This is a genomic window from Acinetobacter sp. neg1 (assembly GCF_000788125.1).
In the GTDB taxonomy this organism is placed as follows: Bacteria; Pseudomonadota; Gammaproteobacteria; order Pseudomonadales; family Moraxellaceae; genus Acinetobacter; species Acinetobacter vivianii.
Map to the genome: position 1 here is coordinate 129061 of NZ_JSZD01000017.1, position 21052 is coordinate 150112.

Genomic DNA, 21052 nt, shown 5'->3' on the forward strand with positions numbered 1-21052 from the left:
TTACATTGCTACTTTACTCAATGTAAGGGTTTGTTCCGATTATTCAAGTTTGAAAATGAAAAGTCTAATGGATGCTCACGATGTTGATCATCGACTTCTACAATGATTTATGCATTAAAAGCAGAAATAGGTAACTTTTATTGATTAAAATGACTTTAAAATTGTAAGCATGTGAATTACTCTAATGCGTGAATTGAGCATGGGTTTATATGAATAATGTCTGATTTTCTGATTGATGAAGAGTTACTTGCTGCGATTGATATGGGATCAAACAGTTTCCATCTTGCAATTGCACGTGTTGATCACGGTGAGGTTAAGAAAGTCGCTTCAATGTCAGAAAAAGTACAGTTAGCAGCTGGGCTTGATGAAAATAAGAATTTAACAGAAGCAGCACAACAGCGCGGACTGGCTTGTTTAGCCCGTTTTGTGGGACGTTTAAGTTCGGTACAACCGAATCGTTTAAGAATTGTGGCGACCAACGCATTAAGACAAGCGAAAAATGGTCACGAATTTATTCAGAAAGCTGCAGAAATTTTACCAAAACCGATTGAAATTATTGCAGGTCGTGAAGAAGCACGCCTGATTTACTTGGGTGTTTCCCATACCATGGCCAATGGCGGTCGTCGTCTAGTTGTTGATATTGGTGGTGGATCAACAGAGTTTATTATTGGTGAAGAGTTTGAGCCACTGCATACCGAATCTTTACAGATGGGTTGTGTGGCTTATAGCAAAACTTTTTTCTCTGATGGCGAGATTACCAGCAAAGCATTTGATAAAGCTGTAGTAGCAGCCCGTAAAGAAATGTCAGGTATTGCCAATACCTATAAATCAGTGGGTTGGGATACCGTTGTCGGTTCAAGTGGAACCATCAAAGCCTGTCGTCAGATTGCGGTTAATCTTGGTCTGAGTGATGAACAGGAGAATCTGACCCGTGATGGCTTATATAAGTTAAAAGATCGTTTACTTAAATTTAAACATATCTCTGAAATTGATTTTGAAGGTCTACGGGAAGATCGTCGAGCAGTTTTGCCAGCTGGCGTTGCGATTTTATTTGCCATTTTTGAAGTTTTAGATATCGATAAATTGGCATATTCTGATGGTGCGTTACGTGAAGGCGTCATGTATGACCTGCTTGGACGTTTCAAGCATGAAGATATTCGTGACCGTAGTGTGCAAGCCTTAATGGGTCGCTACAATGCGGATCCGAAACAGGCAGAACGTGTGGTCAGCACTGCTCAGCAATTGTTTGACGGAGTGGCTGAAAGTCTGAATTTAACCACTGAAGACAGTGACTTACTGCGTCGTGCGGCTTATTTACATGAAATTGGTCTGGCGATTAGTCATGCTGGTTATCATCGTCATGGCGCGTATTTATTGCAGCATTCGGATATTCCTGGTTTCTCACAAATTGATCAAAACCATTTGTCTCATCTGGTTTCACATCACCGTCGCAAGTTGCGTGCAGATGCAAAAAATGACGTTTTAAAGGTCGGTGGTAGCCATTTACTTTATCTTTGTTTATTGCTTCGTCTGGCTGTTTTGCTGAACCATAGTCGTAGTGATCAGATGCTTCCTGCCATTGAACTCAGTGTTGTAAATGATCAACAATGGCAACTAAGCGTATCTGGCGATGCTAAACAATGGCCTTTATTAGTTGCTGACCTGCATGATGAACAATTGCAGTTTAAGCATTGGGACATTGAGTTAAATATTCAGTCAGACAAATTTGTTGATTAACCATATTATTATGGATCATTCTTGACTTATGAAAAATAAAGCGACTCAGTCCAAGGCTTGGGCTACGGTTCAAATTGCACGACATCCTGAACGTCCGCAATTTCTAGATTATGTCAGTGAAATCTTTACTGAATTTGATGCACTTCATGGTGACCGTTTATTTGGTGATGACGGTGCCATGATTGGTGGTCTGGCACGTTTTGATGGGCAACCTGTGATGGTTGTCGGTCAGCACCGTGGCCGCAGTACCCGTGAAAAGTTACAGCATAACTTTGGGATGTGTAACCCAGAAGGTTATCGTAAATCACAGCGCTTACTTGATATGGCTGAGCGCTTCAATTTACCAGTATTTACGTTTGTCGATACCATGGGGGCTTACCCAGGTGTAGGTGCAGAAGAGCGTGGTCAGGCTGAAGCGATTGCAACCAGCTTGGCGCAACTTTCAAGTTTGAAGGTTCCAGTGATTGCGACTGTACTTGGCGAAGGTGGTTCTGGTGGTGCTTTAGGTATTGGCGTAGCAGATCGTGTGATTATGCTATCGCATAGTATCTATTCAGTGATTTCACCTGAAGGTTGTGCTTCTATTTTATGGAAAACCGCAGAAAAAGCCGCACAAGCAAGTGAAGCACTGGCATTAACTGCCGATAAACTCCAAGCTTTAGGCATCGTTGAATATGTCGTGGACGAAGGTGAAGGTGCACACTTGCAACCTGAAAAAGTCATGCATGATTTGAAAGATGTGTTAAAGCAAGCTTTAGATGAATTGCAACCGATGGATGCCCAAGAACGATGCGACGCACGTTATCAACGTTTAATGAAGTTTGGCAGCAGCAATTTAGGCATCGCGTCTTAGGACAAACACAGCATTTTTCTGAACAAACTCAATTCTTGATTGGGTGTAGCGGCGGCATGGATTCCATGCTGTTGCTGTATCTGATGTCTGAACTTTTTCCAAATCGAATTCGTGCCATTTATGTCGATCACCAGCTGCAAACGCTGAGTGCTGGCTGGGGATTGTTTGTCCAACAGCAAGCTGAAGCATTTAATATTCCTGTCATTCTGCAAAAAGTCACTGTTGAAACTGGCAATCTGGAGCAGCAAGCGCGACGAGCCCGTTATCATGCTTATCAGCAACACTTACAATCCAATGAAATTCTTGTCTTAGCACATCATCAGCAAGATCAGGCTGAAACGTTCTTATTGCGTCTATTTTCTGGGGCGGGAGTCAATGGACTCGCTGCCATGCAACAGCTTGATATCCGTGAGGATATGACCATCTGGCGACCATTTTTAGATTTGAGTCGGGAACAGATTGAACAGTGGTCACAACAACTGGCTTTGAACTATGTCACCGATCCGACCAATCACGATACACATTATGATCGGGCATGGTGCCGAGAACAATTATGGCCGCTGCTAGAAAACCGTTTCCCTAAAATGCAGTCGGCTGTGGCACGAAGCAGTTATCTGATGCAAGATGCAGCGGAAATCTTAAATGATGTGTTGAAACAGGACTGGCAGCATTGTGCAACGGATCGTGAGTTGGATTTAACGAAATTGGCTGAGCTTTCAACAGCGCGGCAACGACAACTGTTATCCGTCTGGATTAAAGGTAAAGACCAATATCGCCCAAGTTACGATATGGTACAGCGCCTACAGAATGAAGTCATTTGGGCAAAACCTGATGCGCAGGCAAGTTTGCATATTCACCCGCATTACTATGCGCGTTATCAGAAAAAATTATACCGTTTAAGCCATGATGAATTGTATGCGGAACAGCAAACAAGCTTTCCGAATATTATTTCTCAACAGTATGAAATGGGACAAGTGATTCAGGTTGCTGCTGGACAATTTAAGATTGAATCGCAAGCCATGGGCCTTTCTGCACAACTGTTAGGGCGTGAGTTGAAGCTACTCAAACGTCAGGGTGGAGAAAAAATTCATCTTTATGGTCGTGTTGGACATTGGCCTCTCAAAAAAGCCATTCAAGAAGCACAGATTTTGCCTTGGTTACGTCATACAATTCAAATATTAGTCGTGGATAATGTTATGCTTGGGGTTCTTAGCCCAAAAGGTTTTTGGTTGGCGCAATCTGAGTATTTAGAGCAGGGTGGTTGGCAACCAAGTTTAATTTCTGACTGTACTTTTCAGCAGTCTTTTTGATATGACGAGTAGGACATGGCGACAGCATTGAATAAAAATATTTGTTTTATTGGCGGCGGTAATATGGCGCAAGCCTTGATTGGCGGCTTACTTTCTCGTGGATTACCTACGACACGTATTACTGTTTCTGACCCAGTAGAGCAAATTCGTCACGTATTAGAAGAAAAAGGGATTCAGACCACCACAGATAATGTGGAAGCAATCAAGAATGCAGATGTCGTCGTATTGGCAGTAAAACCGCAAGTGTTGGCAACGGTATTACAACCATTAAATGGTTTGTTGTCAGATAAACTTGTGATCTCGATTATTGCGGGTGCTGAGATTCAGACCATTTCAGATTTGATTGGTGGCAGTCAGCGTATTGTCCGTGTTATGCCAAATACGCCAGCCTTGGTTCAAACAGGTGCGCATGGTATTTATGCCTCTGAAGCTGTTGATGCACAAGACCGTGAATTAACCAGTCAGATTCTTGCAGCGACAGGTTTAACCATCTGGGTAGAAAATGAAGCACAAATTGATGCAGTAACTGCAGTATCGGGTTCTGGTCCTGCATATTTCTTCTATTTGATGGAAAGTATGATTCGTGCAGGTAAAAACTTGGGGTTGGATGAAAAAGTTGCAACTGCATTGACCTTGCAAACTGCATTAGGTGCGGCGCAAATGGCAATTACCAGCTCAAATTCTCCAGCAGAATTACGTAAAAATGTGACCTCTCCAAATGGCACCACACAAGCAGCTTTAGAGGTGTTTGATCGTGCGCAGATTTCACAAAATATTCAAGCAGCGCTTGCAGCAGCTCAAAAGCGTAGCCAAGAGCTTGCGCAAGAGCTGAGTGACAAGACTAAATCGGTTTAAGTAGGATAAGACAATTATGGGTGCAAGTTCTGCGCTAATTTTTGGTGTTTTGATCAATGTTGCAATTTTATTGGTCTTTTTCCGTTTTTTAATGCAATTGGCGGCAGTGAGTCCATACAATCCAGTGGTACTTTCGACAGTGAAAGCAACCAAGATTGTAGATATTTTTAGTCGTATTTTCCCAACAGTCGGCAAGGGGCGTGTCAATTTAGCGGCAGTAGCTTTGTTGGTGGTACTGTATTTACTGAAAATGTTCGGTTTGATGTATTTATCTGGACAGATGCCACATAGCGCAGTGTATCTGGTGATCACGACATTTGTGACCATGATTCAGGACTTGATCCGTTTCTGTCGTTATTTGATTTTTGCCACCATCATTTTAAGCTGGGTGGTGATGTTTACACAGACACGTTCACCCTATATTGAAGTGATTCAGGAGCTGGCTGAACCATTGCTTGCACCTTTCCGTCGTATCATGCCGAATATGGGAATGATTGATCTTTCTCCAATTTTGGCGTTCTTGGCTTTATATGTTGCTGAGATCTTGATGAATGAAGCAGCTAAAGTTCTGTTAACAGGTCTTTAAGCAAGTTTGATTCAATAAAAAATGGGCGTAATGCCCATTTTTTATTTCTTGATCAAGCGTTGTCTTATGCTTTGGTTGAGTGGATTGGAAAAGTAGCGTGCAATCCAACCCCCTAGGACAATTGCCAGAATAAAGTAAATCAACAATAACAAGAGCTTATTACCTTCAGTCAAGGCTGGTGTATAAAACAATTTAAAGAAACCCAGAATGATGAGATGAAATAGATAAATCTCATAACTATTCTTACCGATATTTCTGATCCAATCAAAATGTGAAGATACTGAATCTGCCCGTTCATTGGCGACATTTGCCAGAATCACGATCACGGTAGAAAATGCAAATAAGCTGATTCCCCAGATGCAATTTTCTTTAATCGATCCTGAAAAGTAGATGAACAGCATAACTGCAATTGCAATCGTTTTTAGTGCTGACCAGACTTTAGGCTGAAGGATCAGCTTCGGGGTAAGGGCAGCGAGACAGCCAAAAGCAATGCCATCAAAGCTGGAAAAGTAATGGTATAAATAAGCCCCACTTTCTTCACCATAATGTAAGAACCTAAAATATGGCGCGAATAGAATCAGACCGATACAGACCACGACAAATAAACTTTGTTTTCTGAAGAACAATGCAGCCAGTGGGAAGCTTAAATAAAAGACTTCTTCAACCGATAACGACCATAATACGCCCAGTACATAGTTGACCCAGCCATTTTCAATAATCAGGATATTCATCCAAAAGGTGAGGGCTGCTAGATTGACAGTGGATTGCGCAACGACAATCTCATTAGGCGCTTGGGTCATAAAGGGTTTTAGCTCAAACGCACCGAGAAGATTCACCAGACAGATGAGTAAAATCATGGTGGGCATAATGCGAGAGAATCTTGAAATATAGAAATCCCGAATATTGATCTGGGCTAGAGATCCCCAACGTTTAAGGCTATGTGAGGTGATCAGGTAGCCTGAGATGACAAAGAACATGGTGACGCCATAATTTCCATTCCGGGCCAAAAGCGTGGTGATATTCTCTCCAAAAATTTGAAAATTGATGGAAGTATCAAACAATTTATAAGGAATATTAAAGTGATGGAGTAATACCAGAAAGATGGAAATAAAGCTTAATGAATCAATGGAATGGTAACGGTTAAATTGAACTTGATTAAAGGACATATTGCATTCCTTTCTCCTATGCGGATTAATTTTTATCGGGTATTCTTTATTATTCGTGTTCTTGTAGCGCAGGGGAGTTGATCCCCTGTCTGCAAGAAACATTATGTTTTTATGAGCTGGGGGCTGGCTTAGTGCGCAGCGTCCCAGTTTAGTCCTTGACCTACTTCAACCACAAATGGCACAGAAATTTGCAAGACAGATTGCATTACTTCCGCAATTTGTTTTGAAAGTTCATCTGCAATTGCTGCATCCGCTTCAAACACAAGTTCATCGTGTACCTGTAATAACAGCTTAGCTTGATCTTTCGGCAACATTTTATCGACTGCAATCATGGCAAGCTTGATAATATCTGCTGCACTACCTTGTAACGGCGCATTAATTGCTGCACGTTCGGCTGCCTGCTTAATCATTTTATTGGTTGCCATAATGTCTGGCGTATACAAACGACGGCCGAGAATCGTCTCGACAAAGCCTTGTTCGCGCGCGATCTGGCGGGTACGTTCCATATAGTCCAGTACGCCTGGATAACGCTGGAAGTAACGTGCGATATAGCTACGAGATTCTTCACGGGTAAAGCCAAGCTGACGGGTTAAACCAAATTCAGACATCCCGTACAGCAGACCAAAGTTGACCGCTTTGGCTTGGCGACGTTGATCATTGGTGACATCTTCAATATCAATACCCAATACTTCGGAAGCAGTACGACGGTGCACGTCCTGACCTTGCTGGAAGGCATGAACTAATGCATCATCTTGAGAGAAATGTGCCATCAAACGCAATTCGATTTGCGAGTAATCGGCTGCCAATAATACTCGACCTTCAGGTGCAATAAATGCTTTACGAATCTGACGACCAATCGGGGTACGGATTGGAATGTTTTGCAGGTTTGGATCGGTTGAAGACAAACGACCTGTCGCTGTCAAGGCTTGATGATAGCTGGTATGCACACGATGGGTGGTATCATTCGACTGTACGATCAGGCGATCCGTATAGGTGTTTTTGAGTTTCGCTAAACTGCGATGTTCCAAAATCACTTCTGCTAAAGGATGCTCAATTTTCTCAAGGATACTTTCGCTGGTGCTGTATTGACCTGTGGCTGTTTTCTTACCACCTTTGAGTCCAAGCTTTTCAAACAGGACTTCACCAACCTGTTTAGGTGATGCCACATTAAAAGCTTCGCCCGCCAGTTCTGCTGCTTGAGCTTCAAGCGTTTGAATCGTTTCTGAAAACTCAACACTGAGTTGATCGAGGAATTGATGATCCAGCTTAATACCATCTTCTTCCATGCCTGTGAGCACGCGAGCAACTGGCATCTCAATGTTATGCAGGATATTTACCAGTTCAGGATGGGCTTTCAGTTTTGCTGCGAGCACTTCATATAAACGATAGGTAACATGCGCATCTTCAGCAGCATAATGGGCTGCCACTTCAAGTTCGATCTGATTAAAGGTTTTTTGTTTAGCACCTTTACCTGCGATTTGCTCAAAAGTCGTGGTCAAATGGCTGAGATAAAGACGGGCAACATCATCCATGCCATGTCGTGTTGCAGCAGCATTCAACACATATGAAGCAAGCATGGTATCGAAATACCAGCCTTGAATAGTGATACCGTGATTGGCAAAGATATGAGCATCATATTTTAAATGATGACCAATTTTCTTCACTTGTTCATTTTCAAGGATCGGTTTGATCTGAGCTAGAACCTGTTCACGATTCAGTTGTTCTGGTGCACCTTCATAATCATGTGCGACAGGAACATAGTAAGCATCATTGGCATCAAATGCGACCGAGAAACCGACCAGCTCAGCAAAGCGGTAATCCAGATTGGTGGTTTCTGTATCAATCGCAAAATGATCTGCTTGCTGCATACGTTGCAATAACGCATCCCAGTCCTGTTGGCTCAGCACTGTATGGTAAGTTGCTGTACCGAGTTGATCATCCTGACTAGACAGACTGGCATGATCTTCAACAACCACTTGCTCAGTTTTTTGCTCAGCTTTGGCAATACTTTGAGATGTCTGTTGATAAGCTGAACTGTTTGGATTATTTGGATGATCCAGCGATTGTAACTGGTTACGGAATTCGAGCTCAGTATAGAGATTACGTAACTGATCTACATTTGGATTGGTGAGTTTAAGATCATGCCAATCTAAAGCCAGATCAAGATCACAAACAATACTTGCCAATTGATGGTCAATTTTGATGTTCTCTACGTTATCTTTAATGTTCTGGCTGATTTTGCTTTTCAACTGATCGGCATTAGCAATGATATTGCTCAATGTACCGTATTCATTCAACAGTTTCGCCGCTGTTTTCGCGCCGACTCCTGGAACGCCCATAATTCCGTCAGAAGCATCGCCCATCAGGGTCAGGTAATCGATGATCTGATTGGGATGTACCCCGAATTTCTCAAAAACACCCGCTTCATCTAAAACACGTTCTTTAAAACTATCTTCCAGTTTGACGTGCTCATTGACCAGCTGTGCCATGTCCTTGTCACCGGTCGAAATCAGGACATGATGACCTTCTGCCAAAGCGCGTTTGGTTAATGTTCCAATAATGTCATCTGCTTCCGCACCGGGAAGACTATACAACGGAATACCTTGTGCTCTGATCAAAGCATGTAAATAAGGAATTTGCTGAGATAGCTCCTCAGGCATACTTGGACGATCACCTTTATAGATCGGTGATAACTTATGACGGAAAGTTGGCTCTGGCGTATCGAAAATGACAGCCATGTGAGTCGGTTGGGTACGACGCATCAATTTCTGGATTGCTGAAATTGCACCACGTATTGCATTGGTATGTAAGCCAGTAGACGTCGTTAATGGCGGTAAAGCGTGAAAAGCACGAAATAAGAAATAAGACCCGTCAACCAAGACAAAAGGTGGCATTGCGCAAATCCTAATTATAAATTAGTCGGTATTTTACGTGAAAAAGCCGTGGCTGTCTTATCTGAACGCGGATGAGTACGGCTGGATTTGTCGTTTAAGATTTGCAGTATTTTGTATGTGAAAATACCTGCTTATGCAGTGATCAAGTAAGATACCAGCAATGAAGCTGTCATAATTGATATAAGTCTATGTATAAAAAAGACAAACAGGGAATGGTTTTTGTCCTGATTGCTTTGACGGTGCTGCTTGCTTGTGCGGTTGCATTTAAATGGCATGCGACTGTTATCGCAGCGACGATCGGGCTGACCGTTGTTATTGTGCACATTCTATCTGAGATTCATCAGCGCTTGCTGCAACTTGAACAGGCAACGCCGAATAATTTTGCACAGATAGCGGGTATTGATGTACAGAAAGTTGTGATATATGGTGCGGCGCTTGTCGCGCTATTTGCCTATGCCAATACTTGGATGTGGCTGGCTGGCGGCGCTTTATTGGTATTACTGTTGTGCCTGATCCAAACGATTAGTGCCTTTCAAACCCGTCTGTTGCATTTGGAGCATGACGCGATTCAGCGACATCAGGTTGGGATGGGGAGCTTTGATCACTCACAGCAGAGCCATCCTGATCAGAAGATTGAAACGATTCAAACAGCTACAGTTTCCTCACATTCTGTTCAACCCGAGCAGCCCCCAGCATGGATGCATCAAGAGACTTCATCAGCTCAAGAAGCATTTGGACAGACCCAGACTTCAGTTACTCAAGCTGTTGAGCCTAAAACACCGAGTTGGTGGCAGCCTGCATTGGACTGGATGATGCACGGCAATCCAATTCTTCGTGTTGCTGTCGCCGTGTTAATGGTCGGTGTGGTTTTATTATTACGTTTTGCTAGTGAACATTGGCAACTCAGTCTTGGCGTGAAGTTGGGTTTTATTGCCAGCGCGGGGGCAGTGACGACGGTTGCAGGTTATTTACTGCAAAAGAAAAATCAATTATTCGCAGTTGCGCTACAAGGCGTAGGGCTAGCTGTCATTTTCTTGACGCTGATTTTCTCACATCATTTTGCAGTGATTGCCAACTTAAGCACCGCCAGTATGCTGTTTGTATTTTTATTATTGGCAACGGTCTATCTGAGCTTAAAGCAACAGGCCTTGTATTTGGCTATGTTGGCCTTGACCATGGCCTATCTAGCTCCACTGGTGATTCCTCAAAATCATCCAGATGTGATTTTCCTGTTTGGCTATTATTTTGTGATTAACTTGGCTGTGGCGGCGCTGAACTTTATTCAACCCTGGAAAATCCTGCATCAAATTGCGTTCTTTGCCACCATGTTTATTGGTGGTTCGACCATCGGAATTTATGCAAATTCAGCGCAGTTTAATACCTTGGATATGATTCTGTGGTTGCATATGGCTTTATTCATCTGGCTCAGTATTCGTTATAGCCAATTGATGCTACGTGCTCAAAACCAGCAGCAACAAACACATCAGTCATCTGAGCGCTTACAGCCGATTTTAGATGTCGGTCTGATCTTTAGTGTGCCTGTCTTGGGCTTTTCCTTGCATGCCTATTTAATGCATAACTCAACCTCAGCACTCACTTGGGGGGCTGTTGCACTTGCCACGACTTATATTGCTTTAAATCTCTGGATTAAACGTCAGCATCCACAATTATCAATCTTGGCCAAAAGTTTCTTTATCCTTGCGGTGGTGTTTGTTGCATTGATTTTCCCATTGGCCAAAGGTGCACATTGGACTTCAACTGGCTGGGTGATTCAAGGCACGGCATTAATCGTTTGGGGCGTCACTGAGCGATACCGTTTAAGTCGTTATGTGGGTGTCGCACTGGTCTTGCTCAGTTCGGTAGCATTACTGTTTCAGGTCTGGTCAAATGATCATTTCCCGATTTTAAGCACCGCAATTTTTGCTTTAGCGCAATTTATTTCGGCTTTTTACTTGTTGCATTATCAGGAAGTCGAAAAGTACTTTAGTGCGCGGATGCTGAGCGGCGTGTTTTTAGCGCTTGGTTTATATTCTGGAGCAATTGCGGCTGTTGAATTGATGCAATGGCAACAGCATGGGCTAAGTCCTTACCTTGCGATTGCGGCAATATTACTGGCACTGTTTAGTTTGGCGGTACATGTTAAATCACGATTGCAGTGGGGCAATGTACAACTGATCTTATTGGCCGGCTTATTAGCTTTGCTCTATGCGGAAAGTTTTGCTCAAAATGTGTATGTCGTTTGGCACTGGTCGAGTAGCTTAAATCAGATCAGCTTTGCTGTAGCTTCGATTACGATGATGTTAATACTGACCAGCTTGAGTGCTCACACATCTAAAGCGTCGCTCATGTTGTGGTCAGCTTTGCTTTGGCTCAGTCTTGCCAGTATTGGATTGGCTATTTTCCCCATCATGCCACTTGTCGCGCTTGCGATTGTCCCAGCCATTTATAGTATCTGGCGATTTATATCGAATAAAACCCAGTTGCTCCATCAGGTTCCGATCTGGTGCCTAACCTTAGTCTGGCTGGTATTGGTCAGTCTAGATCTATATTCTGCACAGCAATATTATGTTCTACCGCTGCTTAACCTAACGGATATCCTGTCTTTATTGATGTTCTTCGGTCTGATCTGGATTATTTACCATCATGACTTTAGTGCCGAGCGTTCGATAGAATGGGGCTTTAAAGTGACCACGATTTTGATTGGTCTATTGGTGCTGAGTAGTGTGGTGGTGCGTGCCATGCATCATTATCTAGGAACACCATTCTGGGGGACAGCAATCTGGTCGAATGGCGATGTACAACTTAGTTTAACGCTGCTGTGGGTTATTTTAGCCTTCGTTCTCATGACTTTTTCCAGTCGCCGCCACATCCGCCAAATCTGGTTTGTCGGTGCGGCTTTATTGGGAATCGTGGTCATGAAGTTATTGTTATTGGACTTATCGCAAAGTGGCACTTTAACCCGTGTGATTTCATTTATCGGTTCGGGAGCGGTGATGCTGGTGATTGCTTATTTAGCTCCGTTGCCACCTGCGCTAAGTGAGACCAAGAAAGAAAGCTAATTATCTTTCTTTCTCGTCTTTTTTCAGTTCTTTCTGATTGGCATATTGATCGATTTCATCATTTTCCAAAGGTAGAGGTCGATCAATCAGGCCCATCTTCGGTACTGGAATTTCGATCTCATTTTCCAGAAAGCCATTACGAATCCGTTCCTGCATTTCATCGCGGACTTTAAGTGAGTTTTCCTGACGGCACCACACCGCAAATAACAACTCAATTGAAGATTCCCTAAATGCAGTAACAGTGACTGTTGCTTTCGGGTCATCCATCACCAGTGGATATTTCGCTGCCACATCTAACAAGACTTGGCGAACTTTGATGATATCTTCATGGAAATTAATGGCGAGTGTAATCGGAATACGCCGTATTGGATATTTGGATAAATTCATCACGGGCGTTCGAATCAGTTGTTCGTTCGGCAAGCGAATATAAACATTATCCAGCGTCAAAAGTTTGACTGAGAGTAAGTCAATTGAAATGACTTCACCCTCAATGGTTTGACCCCGAATCAAGGTAATTTGAATGGTATCACCGACTTCAAAGGAGCCTTCACCAATCAGGAACAAACCACTGATCAAGTTGGTTGCAGAAGTCTGAGAGGCGAAACCCAAAGCGACCGTCAAGATCCCTGCTGCACCGAGAAAGACACTCAGTTTAAAACCCGCTTCCCTTAAACTGGTCATGATGAACAGCAAGAAAATAAAATAAAAAATACCTCGACGCCATAATAAGCGTTGATGTGCATTAAAACGGCTACCAATGGTGCGGATAAAGGCATTGGAGACCAGTCGCGCAATCAGGAAGCCGATAAAACATAAAATAATGGCGACCACGATTTCGCTGAGGCGCTCAAAATTAATGTTGGTAAAAACACTGGTCAGGCTGCCAGCAACATCTTTTGGAATATTTGAATTCGGCATGGCAACCCCTTAGAAGAATGAATCAAACATATTGAATAAGGTGCTACCAGGGGCTCGAGGGGGATGTACATAGGTGACTTCACCTGCCTGAGTCGGGGTTTTGTTTTCAATGCGAATTCTTGCCGGATGATCTGTGCCTTCGTAATAGACCTTGATTTGTGAGGTCCATAAGCGCCCTGTACTTTCACTATAAAATAATGGTAGGGCAGGCACAGGCACATTCATACGGTCAAAGCGCAATTGATGATGACTGGTATTGTGAAACTCAATTGGCGTGACCGCTCGGAAAGCACGTGGTTTAAGGAGATTCAAATCGATACGACCGTCGACTGAAGTGGCGTAGCAAATCTCACCATTTTGTGGGTCTTTACCAAACCATGTGTCTTTCGGTTGAATCACGGGAATATCAAAAAGCGGTTCAGAAAGCCCATCCACCAGACCTGCGATCCACAATGGTGTGCTGATATATAAGGTTCCACGCTGACCCGCTGGAATATAAATCGGATCCACAGGACGAATCACCACTGAACGATCAGCCAGACGCGGCATTAAATGAAACGTACTATTGGTTTTATGAAACATGTAGCGTTCAATTTTTGCTGGAGGCGGCATGGCAAATTCAATATCGTTCAATATTCGCCACTGTTGTTCGTAGTCATACTGAAATTGAGGGCGATGATATTCCAGACGCCATTCTTTAATGCCGCGAGTTAGACGAAAGAGCAATGAACCGAATTGCCAAGCTTTGGCCTGTTGAAGTTCGAATTGTTGTTCACCCCACCATTTCAACGTATTGGAAGGTGGTACTTCAAATTGATTATTTTGAGACAAGATGCAAAATTCCTTTGTGAGTATGCTAAACAGACTTCACGCTGTAATCTGCTTAGAGTACACTCAATACTTTCTCTTATCATTATTTGTGTGATGCAAATACTTAAACAAATACAAATTCCTTATAGTTTTGCGAAGCGACATGGCGTTTTATTGCGCTATGAAGGTGATCAAATTTTTATTGTACGACGCAAGGACACTGCGCGTATTGCGTTGCAGGAAGCGCGTCGAATTCTGGGGAAATCTGCTCACGATCAATTGTGTAGTGATCAGGAGTTTCATGCCTTACTCAGTTCCAGTTATGCGGGCGATACAGGCGAGTCGCAGCAAGTTGCAGCAGGACTGGAAGATCATCCCGATTTACTGAGTCTGGCCGATCAGGTGCCTGAAGCCGAAGACCTAATGGATCAGGAAGATGATGCACCGATTGTTCGTTTGATTAATGCCTTATTGTCAGAAGCGATTCGCGTCAGCGCCTCAGATATTCATATTGAAGCCTTTGAGAAAAAACTGTCAGTACGTTTGCGTGTTGATGGTCAATTGCGTGAGATTGTGCAGCCACGTCGTGAGCTGGCACCGCTCTTGGTATCTCGTATCAAGGTCATGGCGAAACTGGATATTGCCGAAAAGCGAATTCCACAAGATGGTCGTATTTCATTACGCCTTGCTGGACGCGAAGTGGATGTACGTGTTTCGACTTTGCCTTCTTCGCATGGCGAGCGTGTGGTGATGCGTTTGCTGGACAAGCAGGCAGGGCGTTTAAACATGACCCATTTAGGCTTGATGAAAAATGACTATGAGCGCTTAACTCAACTGGTCCATCGCCCACATGGCATTATTCTTGTGACTGGCCCAACAGGTTCGGGTAAAACCACCACCTTGTATGCCGCCTTGTCTGATCTGAATGACAATACCCGTAATATTCTGACAGCCGAAGATCCAATTGAATATCAACTGGAAGGGATTGGACAAACTCAGGTCAATACCAAAGTAGATATGACCTTTGCGCGTGCGTTGAAGGCGATGTTGCGTCAAGATCCGGATGTAGTAATGGTCGGTGAGATTCGTGACTTGGAAACTGCTGAAATTGCAGTTCAAGCTTCGTTAACGGGTCACTTGGTACTTTCCACACTGCATACCAATACTGCAATTGGTGCGGTAACACGTTTAAAAGATATGGGAATCGAGCCTTTCCTCTTGGCGAGCTCTTTAATCGGCGTGATTGCACAGCGTCTGGTTCGTACTTTATGTCCGCATTGTGTGACATGGCGTCAGGCAGATGATTTTGAGCGTCAGGTTTTCCAGCATCTGAAAGTTGATGAATATATGCAGCTGCCTGAACCACAGGGCTGTGAAAAATGTTCACATGTAGGCTTTAGCGGTCGAACTGCAATTTATGAAATCGTGCCAGTCGATGAGTCGATGCGCCGTTTGATTCATGGCAATGCGGCGGAGTATGAATTGGAAAATCATGCGCGCCGTCATGCGGCTTCAATTCGAGATGATGGTTTATTGAAAGTTTTAGCTGGCAAAACGACATTGGAAGAAGTACTTCGTGTCACCAATGAAGCTGCGGAAGAATAAATTTAAGCCTTGAAATAAAAAACAGCATGCAGATCGCATGCTGTTTTTTTATGATTACTAAAATTATTCAGCAGTCACAATATTAAAATTCACATCAATATTGTTGCGGGTCGCATTTGAATAAGGGCAAACAATATGTGCAGCAGCAACCAATTGTTCTGCTTCAGCTTGTTCCATTCCGATCAGATAAATATTTAAAGTGACTTCAATACCAAAACCCGTTGGAATTGGACCAATTCCGACTTCACCTTCTACATAGGCATCTTTGCTGATATTGAACTTATCGCGGTTCGCAACAAACTTCATTGCGCCCAAGAAGCATGCAGAATAGCCAGCAGCAAAGAGTTGTTCTGGGTTGGTCACTGCACCGCCAGCACCGCCCATTTCTTTAGGTACACCGAGTTTTACATCTAAAACGCCGTCAGAAGAGGTTGCACGGCCATCTCGACCGCCTGTTGCTTTTGCTTTTGCACGATAAACCACTTTTTCTAATGACATGATTATTCTTCCTGAAGATTATTGAATGCAATTTGATCGTACTGGATCTAAATTAAAATACAAGTCAGCAAACGTTATAGATCCTGCCATCTTTGGTCGTGATATGTGTAGGGGAGTTTCTATGTTTTGTAGGTGTTTTATATATGAGTGTAGGGCATGATTAGTTATGCCAATTCACATTGTTAAAGGGACATAAATACGAATCGCTTGAATCATAAAGGTTGGCTATTTGGGGTAATAAATTAATCTGGCAGATCTCATTTTTATTGTGTGCCCAAAACAAAAAACATAAGTGATAAGACTTATGCTAATGCTAGATAATAAATTTAATGTGTCTGTTACCAGAGATCAGCAATTTTTTTCATGAGACGGGCACGATAACGCGCTGTCGGATTGCCGAGGTTATTTTCTGCTTCAAGTTCAAAATGCTTCTGCCAAGCCTGAATCATGTCTAGGGTTGTGCCTTTTTGCTTAATCACTGCAACATCTTCGCGTCGAATATTATCGAGACGTTGTCTGGCACCTTCTGGGCCTGTTCCCCAGCCAATAATCCATTGACCAAAAGCATTCAGGGATAAATTTTGTGGTGTAGATAACACTGTTGTTGAAGTGGCCGATTCATCCGTATTTGCATCAACGGTTGTGGCGTGAAGTGGTACGGTGGCCCCCAAAAAAAACAAAGCAGCGATAAATCTAAACATGAACAAAGCTTAATAAGAATGAGTTGATGATGTTACATCATGCATATCCCAAAATCATTCGACTTTGCTCTATGATGATCAATAAATTGTATTAAATCATGAATCTAGAAATGGTACATTGGTAAAAATTGACCAAGACGGTCAGAATATATTCTATTGCTGATATTTTGTGCAAAATTGCGATTAAAAAAGCTGATAGCGTTTCATTTTTAATAATTGATGAGCTTGCGATGTTGCATCAGTGGCATAGAGGCACGAATTGCATTTTGTTCTTCAAGATCAAATGCACTGGTGATTAGACCATGACCCTCAGTTTCGATCATTTGAAGCAGTTGTCCACGACTATCTGTGATTCCTGCATGTCCCCAAGTTTGACGTTTTTCACCATGCCAGCCTTGCTGGGCAGCACCTAAAACATAACATTGGCTATCCATGGCACGTGCTTGTAGCAGCAACTGCCAATGAAGCTGTCCTGTTGTATAGGTAAATGCGGCAGGGGCCGTTAAAATATTGGCACCTTGCTGACGTAAGGTTAAAGCCAGTTCTGGAAAGCGTAAGTCATAGCAGACCATCAGACCGATGTTACCAAAAGGTGTTTTGGCAACGACGACCTGATCACCAGGTTCAAAGAATTTAGACTCCTGATAACCGCCGACTGCATCACTGACTTGCACATCAAATAAATGAATTTTGTCGTAGCGAGCTTCTGTCCCTTCAGGACTAATACATAAACTGACGGTTCGAACCCGACCATCCTGAATGATTGAACCATCTGGACGGAAAGGGCATGGGAGCGTGCCCGCAATTATCCATATTTGATAGCGATGCGCCAGTTGCTCTAATCGTTTTTGAATACTCTCGAATTGAGCTGCGGTTTCACGTTGTTTACCCGCAGCAAAGCAGACAAAGTTTTCAGGTAACACGATGAGCTCAGCAGCCTGAGCTTTACTCTGTTGAATTAATGATTCAATGACATCGAAATTTGCTTCGATATCATTTTGGGAGTTCATTTGTGCAACAGAAAGTAAAGTCATATAGGCGCCGCGATATCAGGTTGAGTGATCAAGCGTTTTGTTTATGTGCATCGAGATTGAGGCAATCTTGTTCTTTTTGCAATTGTTTAACCAGAGGTTCAAACATATTCTGGTTATTTTCGTTTAAACGCATCAACGTTTTATGTGCATCGAGCACAGTATTGAGCATGGCACTATGAGTGACATGTTCATCGGTAAGCTCCAAAGTACATACACTCGGATCACCACAGTAATTTAAAATCACAAATACCTGTCCTAGCCCCATACTGTTGGCTAAGGTTGTAATATCTGGATTTGTTGACAGCATGACTGCTTGGATCTGATGAACTTGCTTTAGCTTTAAACCCAGTTTTGCCAGAATGCCTAAAACGGTACTGTCAATAAACGTGGTTTCAGTTAAGTCAACGATTGCACCAACAACATTTTGCTGTTGTTCAATTCGGTTGAGCAGTTTGTCTAGACTTATACAAGAGTGAGCACGCACTTCGCCAATAAGCTTGAAAATATGCGTTCCGTTCAAACTTGCATATTCAACATGACCTGTTGACATATAAATGCCATTTTCAGAGAAAGGATATAAAATTATCCCATAGTGATATTCCAGACACAAGTGGTCGGAGGTCTAGATTTAATTAAGTTTTTGATATTTAAATTAATTCATTCGGCGGAGGCTTAGAATAGCAATGTCATCAGCCACGTGATCTGGGGCTTTAAAGGAATCATTTTGCAAGTGTTCCACCAGTTGATTGAATTGATCATTCAGGCCACCATCGAAGGGTTCAAGCGCACCATCTGAACAAACAATAAACCGCGCATGGCGACTTAATACACAACGATGTTCTTCAACTTCCAGTTCTTCTGTGAGTCCTAAAGGAAAGCTACTTGTAGTTAAAATCTGTGGAGGCTGGTTCGGTTCAAAAATGATTGGAGGGGGGTAATGTCCTGCACTAGACCAACGTACTTCATGTGTTGCCAGATTTAAAATACCAGCCACCATGGTGATGTGCTTTTCAATATTCTCTTGTACCAACATTGCATTCAGTTTTTGAATTAATTGCCCTGGTGTTTTTGAGCGACCATGAAAAGCTGCCATCCAAGATGTGAGTAGACTACTGGTGACACCATGTCCTGACACATCCGCAAGATAGAATAAAACCTCTTCATCATTTAAACGCCAATAGTCATACCAGTCACCCGACAAATAAGCCGAGGGTTGAAAGAACGATTCAAACTGATAGTTGGGGAGCTCAATCGGGTTCGGCAACAAACGTTTTTGTAATTCGGCCGCAGATGGCAAATCGCGACTATCTTGATTACGTTTATATTGCGCATCGATTTTGAATAAAGAATGAATTGGATTTTTTGGCAAGCTATCCCAAATCCAGCCCGCTAAAGCGCCTAATTCCCATGCCTGAGCCAAAGCTGCGCCTTCGTGCTCAAATGCAAGCACAACAGTCGGCAGTTTCCATTGATATTTTAAGAAATCTTGTACATCGGCAATCGCAATAATTGTTTGATCATACAAATCCAGATCATCAACTTGAATGATCTGCAAACTTGGTAACTCAGTTAAAGCTTGATCTAAACAGGGTATGGAGCGTGTGGGTTGAATGAAATACATAGATGAATAGTCAATCCTTTGTATGATCATTTTTGATTCATCGTAGATGAAAGATGATCTATAACATAGTATTGCCAGAGTTTAAATTCTCTGACAATACATAAGTTTGTAAAACATTATTTTAATGTGATCACTTTTCATCAGAAGATGAGTCATCAACATCATCTTCATCACCAACAAAAGAAACATCATCAGAGTCGCCACGCTTCTCTGCGATCTGGAAAGCCTTACGTTGTAAATAGAAGTCACGGATCATTGAATATTTATCACCTTTTAGACTTTCTTCAATATCCAGAATTTGTGAACGTGCATCAACTGCTTGCAAGACATTGGTTGACCAGTAAATACCTTCCTGATCATCCAGTAAATATTTCTGTGGACGCCCAAAACTATCTGCCGCTAAACCAAAACCATCACGGAACGTACTTGGACCAAAGAATGGCAACATTACATAAGGGCCAGAAGGTACACCGTAATAACCCAGTGTCACACCAAAGCTTTCTTCTTCAGTTGACAATCCTAAACGACGTGCAGGATCTGCAAAACCTAAAGTTGTAAGGGTATTTAAAGTAAAACGTCCTAAAGTTTGAGCAGCACGTGCTGGACGACCCTGAATCAGCTGGTTAACTGCATTCCATGGCTCACCGAGGTTTTTGCGGAACTGACGGTAGGGGCTACGAACAGGTTCAGGAACTTTTGCGACATATTGAATTGCAACTGGCTTTAATAAGTTACGATCTAACATGTCATTAAATGCATAAATCTGGCGATTCAATGGCTGTAAAGGATCTTTAACTGCATCAGGTTGTGCAGCATTAGCATTTACTTTTAAATCATTCTTGGTGAGATGTTTTAAATCTTTTATTGCTTGAATCGTTGAAACCTTTTGCTCAGCCATAACCTGTGGTTGCGGCGTAGCAGATTGAGCGGCAGACTCATTTGGAGTCTCTTGAGCGAATACTGATGAACAAGCTCCAGCAGTTAACAACCCAAGCAAGATAAAATTCGAGTAATGCATATAAGTCCTTAATCGCTGTGAGAGCGAAATACAGTCATTAAAATGATTGCGTCACTTAACGCAAAACATAGATATCAAGAGTACAGTTTAATTGTTCTTATCGTATTAAAACAAATTCGGTCGAAAAATATAAGAAAAAATGTAATTTTGCTCTAAAAATAAACACTCGATCAAATAATTCCAATAAATTTGGAAAAGGGTGTTGCATTGGGTTGGGAATGCTGTAGAATGCACATCCATCGGCGGTGATGCAGATAAAAACTTGTTGAGAAACAAGGATTTGGCTAAATAGGTTGGATTCTTGGGTTGATTGATAAGTTTTAAAAATATCGAAATTACCTGTTGACTTTGAAGAAATTTAGAGTAATATAGCCGACCTAGCTTGAT

The 21052-nt window shown here is 42.5% G+C and carries 17 protein-coding genes; 7 read left to right on the forward strand and 10 right to left on the reverse strand.

Going from position 1 to position 21052, the window contains the following annotated elements; translation table 11 throughout:
- The first annotated feature begins 216 nt into the window (after positions 1 to 216).
- Genes ppx through PJ15_RS13855 form a run of 5 tightly spaced genes read left to right on the forward strand, consistent with a single transcriptional unit; the run spans position 217 to position 5341 of the window.
- On the forward strand, positions 217 to 1737 hold the full coding sequence (ppx, locus tag PJ15_RS13835) for an exopolyphosphatase (RefSeq protein WP_004774727.1): 1521 nt from the start codon (positions 217 to 219) through the stop codon (positions 1735 to 1737).
- A 28-nt stretch (positions 1738 to 1765) separates the two neighbouring features.
- The gene (locus PJ15_RS13840) at positions 1766 to 2590 is read left to right on the forward strand and encodes an acetyl-CoA carboxylase carboxyltransferase subunit alpha (protein ID WP_004774730.1); all 825 of its coding nucleotides are present in this window, start codon (positions 1766 to 1768) and stop codon (positions 2588 to 2590) included.
- A gap of 56 nt (positions 2591 to 2646) precedes the next feature.
- Entirely contained in the window at positions 2647 to 3900 is a 1254-nt protein-coding gene (gene tilS / locus PJ15_RS13845) for a tRNA lysidine(34) synthetase TilS (RefSeq protein WP_047431763.1), read from the forward strand.
- A 15-nt stretch (positions 3901 to 3915) separates the two neighbouring features.
- Positions 3916 to 4755: a pyrroline-5-carboxylate reductase gene (proC, locus tag PJ15_RS13850; RefSeq protein WP_047431766.1), complete on the forward strand. Its 840-nt coding sequence runs from the start codon at positions 3916 to 3918 to the stop codon at positions 4753 to 4755.
- 16 nt (positions 4756 to 4771) lie between these two features.
- Positions 4772 to 5341 (forward strand): YggT family protein, encoded by a 570-nt coding sequence (locus tag PJ15_RS13855; RefSeq protein WP_004774736.1) that lies wholly within the window; start codon positions 4772 to 4774, stop codon positions 5339 to 5341.
- Between the two features lie 41 nt (positions 5342 to 5382).
- Here PJ15_RS13855 and PJ15_RS13860 read toward each other — a convergent pair whose 3' ends face one another.
- On the reverse strand, positions 5383 to 6507 hold the full coding sequence (locus PJ15_RS13860) for an acyltransferase family protein (protein WP_047431769.1): 1125 nt from the start codon (positions 6505 to 6507) through the stop codon (positions 5383 to 5385).
- Between the two features lie 128 nt (positions 6508 to 6635).
- Positions 6636 to 9401, reverse strand: coding sequence for a DNA polymerase I (gene polA / locus PJ15_RS13865; protein ID WP_047431770.1), 2766 nt, complete (start codon positions 9399 to 9401; stop codon positions 6636 to 6638).
- A gap of 188 nt (positions 9402 to 9589) precedes the next feature.
- Between polA and PJ15_RS13870 the strand changes: the two genes are divergently transcribed.
- Positions 9590 to 12460 (forward strand): DUF2339 domain-containing protein, encoded by a 2871-nt coding sequence (locus tag PJ15_RS13870; protein WP_047431773.1) that lies wholly within the window; start codon positions 9590 to 9592, stop codon positions 12458 to 12460.
- Here the strand turns inward: PJ15_RS13870 and PJ15_RS13875 are convergent, their stop codons facing one another.
- Complete coding sequence (locus PJ15_RS13875) at positions 12461 to 13378, reverse strand: mechanosensitive ion channel family protein (protein WP_004774742.1); 918 nt, start codon at positions 13376 to 13378, stop codon at positions 12461 to 12463.
- A gap of 9 nt (positions 13379 to 13387) precedes the next feature.
- Positions 13388 to 14209, reverse strand: coding sequence for a hypothetical protein (locus PJ15_RS13880; RefSeq protein ID WP_005146492.1), 822 nt, complete (start codon positions 14207 to 14209; stop codon positions 13388 to 13390).
- 93 nt (positions 14210 to 14302) lie between these two features.
- Between PJ15_RS13880 and gspE the strand changes: the two genes are divergently transcribed.
- Positions 14303 to 15793, forward strand: a complete 1491-nt coding sequence (gspE, locus tag PJ15_RS13885; RefSeq protein ID WP_004774744.1) for a type II secretion system ATPase GspE — start codon at positions 14303 to 14305, stop codon at positions 15791 to 15793.
- Positions 15794 to 15856: 63 nt separating this feature from the next.
- On the opposite strand, the gene PJ15_RS13890 is transcribed toward gspE, so the two are convergent.
- The 6 genes from PJ15_RS13890 to PJ15_RS13915 all read right to left on the reverse strand — a co-directional run bounded on the left by PJ15_RS13890 (position 15857) and on the right by PJ15_RS13915 (position 20665).
- A complete protein-coding gene (locus PJ15_RS13890) occupies positions 15857 to 16291 on the reverse strand; it encodes an organic hydroperoxide resistance protein (RefSeq protein WP_047431779.1) in 435 nt (144 codons plus the stop codon).
- A 338-nt stretch (positions 16292 to 16629) separates the two neighbouring features.
- Entirely contained in the window at positions 16630 to 16992 is a 363-nt protein-coding gene (locus PJ15_RS13895) for a DUF4951 domain-containing protein (RefSeq protein ID WP_004774746.1), read from the reverse strand.
- Between the two features lie 209 nt (positions 16993 to 17201).
- On the reverse strand, positions 17202 to 18026 hold the full coding sequence (locus tag PJ15_RS13900; protein ID WP_004774747.1) for a carbon-nitrogen hydrolase family protein: 825 nt from the start codon (positions 18024 to 18026) through the stop codon (positions 17202 to 17204).
- A gap of 28 nt (positions 18027 to 18054) precedes the next feature.
- A complete protein-coding gene (gene gigB / locus PJ15_RS13905; protein WP_004774748.1) occupies positions 18055 to 18576 on the reverse strand; it encodes an anti-anti-sigma factor GigB in 522 nt (173 codons plus the stop codon).
- Between the two features lie 102 nt (positions 18577 to 18678).
- Positions 18679 to 19647 carry an RsbU family protein phosphatase GigA gene (gene gigA / locus PJ15_RS13910; protein WP_004774749.1) on the reverse strand — a complete coding sequence of 323 codons (969 nt, stop codon included), beginning with the start codon at positions 19645 to 19647 and terminating at the stop codon, positions 18679 to 18681.
- Between the two features lie 130 nt (positions 19648 to 19777).
- Positions 19778 to 20665 (reverse strand): VacJ family lipoprotein, encoded by an 888-nt coding sequence (locus PJ15_RS13915; protein WP_047431782.1) that lies wholly within the window; start codon positions 20663 to 20665, stop codon positions 19778 to 19780.
- Positions 20666 to 21052 lie beyond the last annotated feature (387 nt).

Coding starts and splice junctions, on each gene's coding strand:
- ppx (WP_004774727.1), top strand. CDS start 217: ATGTCTGATTTTCTGATTGATGAAGAGTTACTTGCTGCGATTGATATG.
- PJ15_RS13840 (WP_004774730.1), top strand. CDS start 1,766: ATGAAAAATAAAGCGACTCAGTCCAAGGCTTGGGCTACGGTTCAAATT.
- tilS (WP_047431763.1), top strand. CDS start 2,647: ATGGATTCCATGCTGTTGCTGTATCTGATGTCTGAACTTTTTCCAAAT.
- proC (WP_047431766.1), top strand. CDS start 3,916: ATGGCGACAGCATTGAATAAAAATATTTGTTTTATTGGCGGCGGTAAT.
- PJ15_RS13855 (WP_004774736.1), top strand. CDS start 4,772: ATGGGTGCAAGTTCTGCGCTAATTTTTGGTGTTTTGATCAATGTTGCA.
- PJ15_RS13860 (WP_047431769.1), bottom strand. CDS start 6,507: ATGTCCTTTAATCAAGTTCAATTTAACCGTTACCATTCCATTGATTCA.
- polA (WP_047431770.1), bottom strand. CDS start 9,401: ATGCCACCTTTTGTCTTGGTTGACGGGTCTTATTTCTTATTTCGTGCT.
- PJ15_RS13870 (WP_047431773.1), top strand. CDS start 9,590: ATGTATAAAAAAGACAAACAGGGAATGGTTTTTGTCCTGATTGCTTTG.
- PJ15_RS13875 (WP_004774742.1), bottom strand. CDS start 13,378: ATGCCGAATTCAAATATTCCAAAAGATGTTGCTGGCAGCCTGACCAGT.
- gspE (WP_004774744.1), top strand. CDS start 14,303: ATGCAAATACTTAAACAAATACAAATTCCTTATAGTTTTGCGAAGCGA.
- PJ15_RS13890 (WP_047431779.1), bottom strand. CDS start 16,291: ATGTCATTAGAAAAAGTGGTTTATCGTGCAAAAGCAAAAGCAACAGGC.
- PJ15_RS13895 (WP_004774746.1), bottom strand. CDS start 16,992: ATGTTTAGATTTATCGCTGCTTTGTTTTTTTTGGGGGCCACCGTACCA.
- PJ15_RS13900 (WP_004774747.1), bottom strand. CDS start 18,026: ATGACTTTACTTTCTGTTGCACAAATGAACTCCCAAAATGATATCGAA.
- gigB (WP_004774748.1), bottom strand. CDS start 18,576: ATGTCAACAGGTCATGTTGAATATGCAAGTTTGAACGGAACGCATATT.
- gigA (WP_004774749.1), bottom strand. CDS start 19,647: ATGTATTTCATTCAACCCACACGCTCCATACCCTGTTTAGATCAAGCT.
- PJ15_RS13915 (WP_047431782.1), bottom strand. CDS start 20,665: ATGCATTACTCGAATTTTATCTTGCTTGGGTTGTTAACTGCTGGAGCT.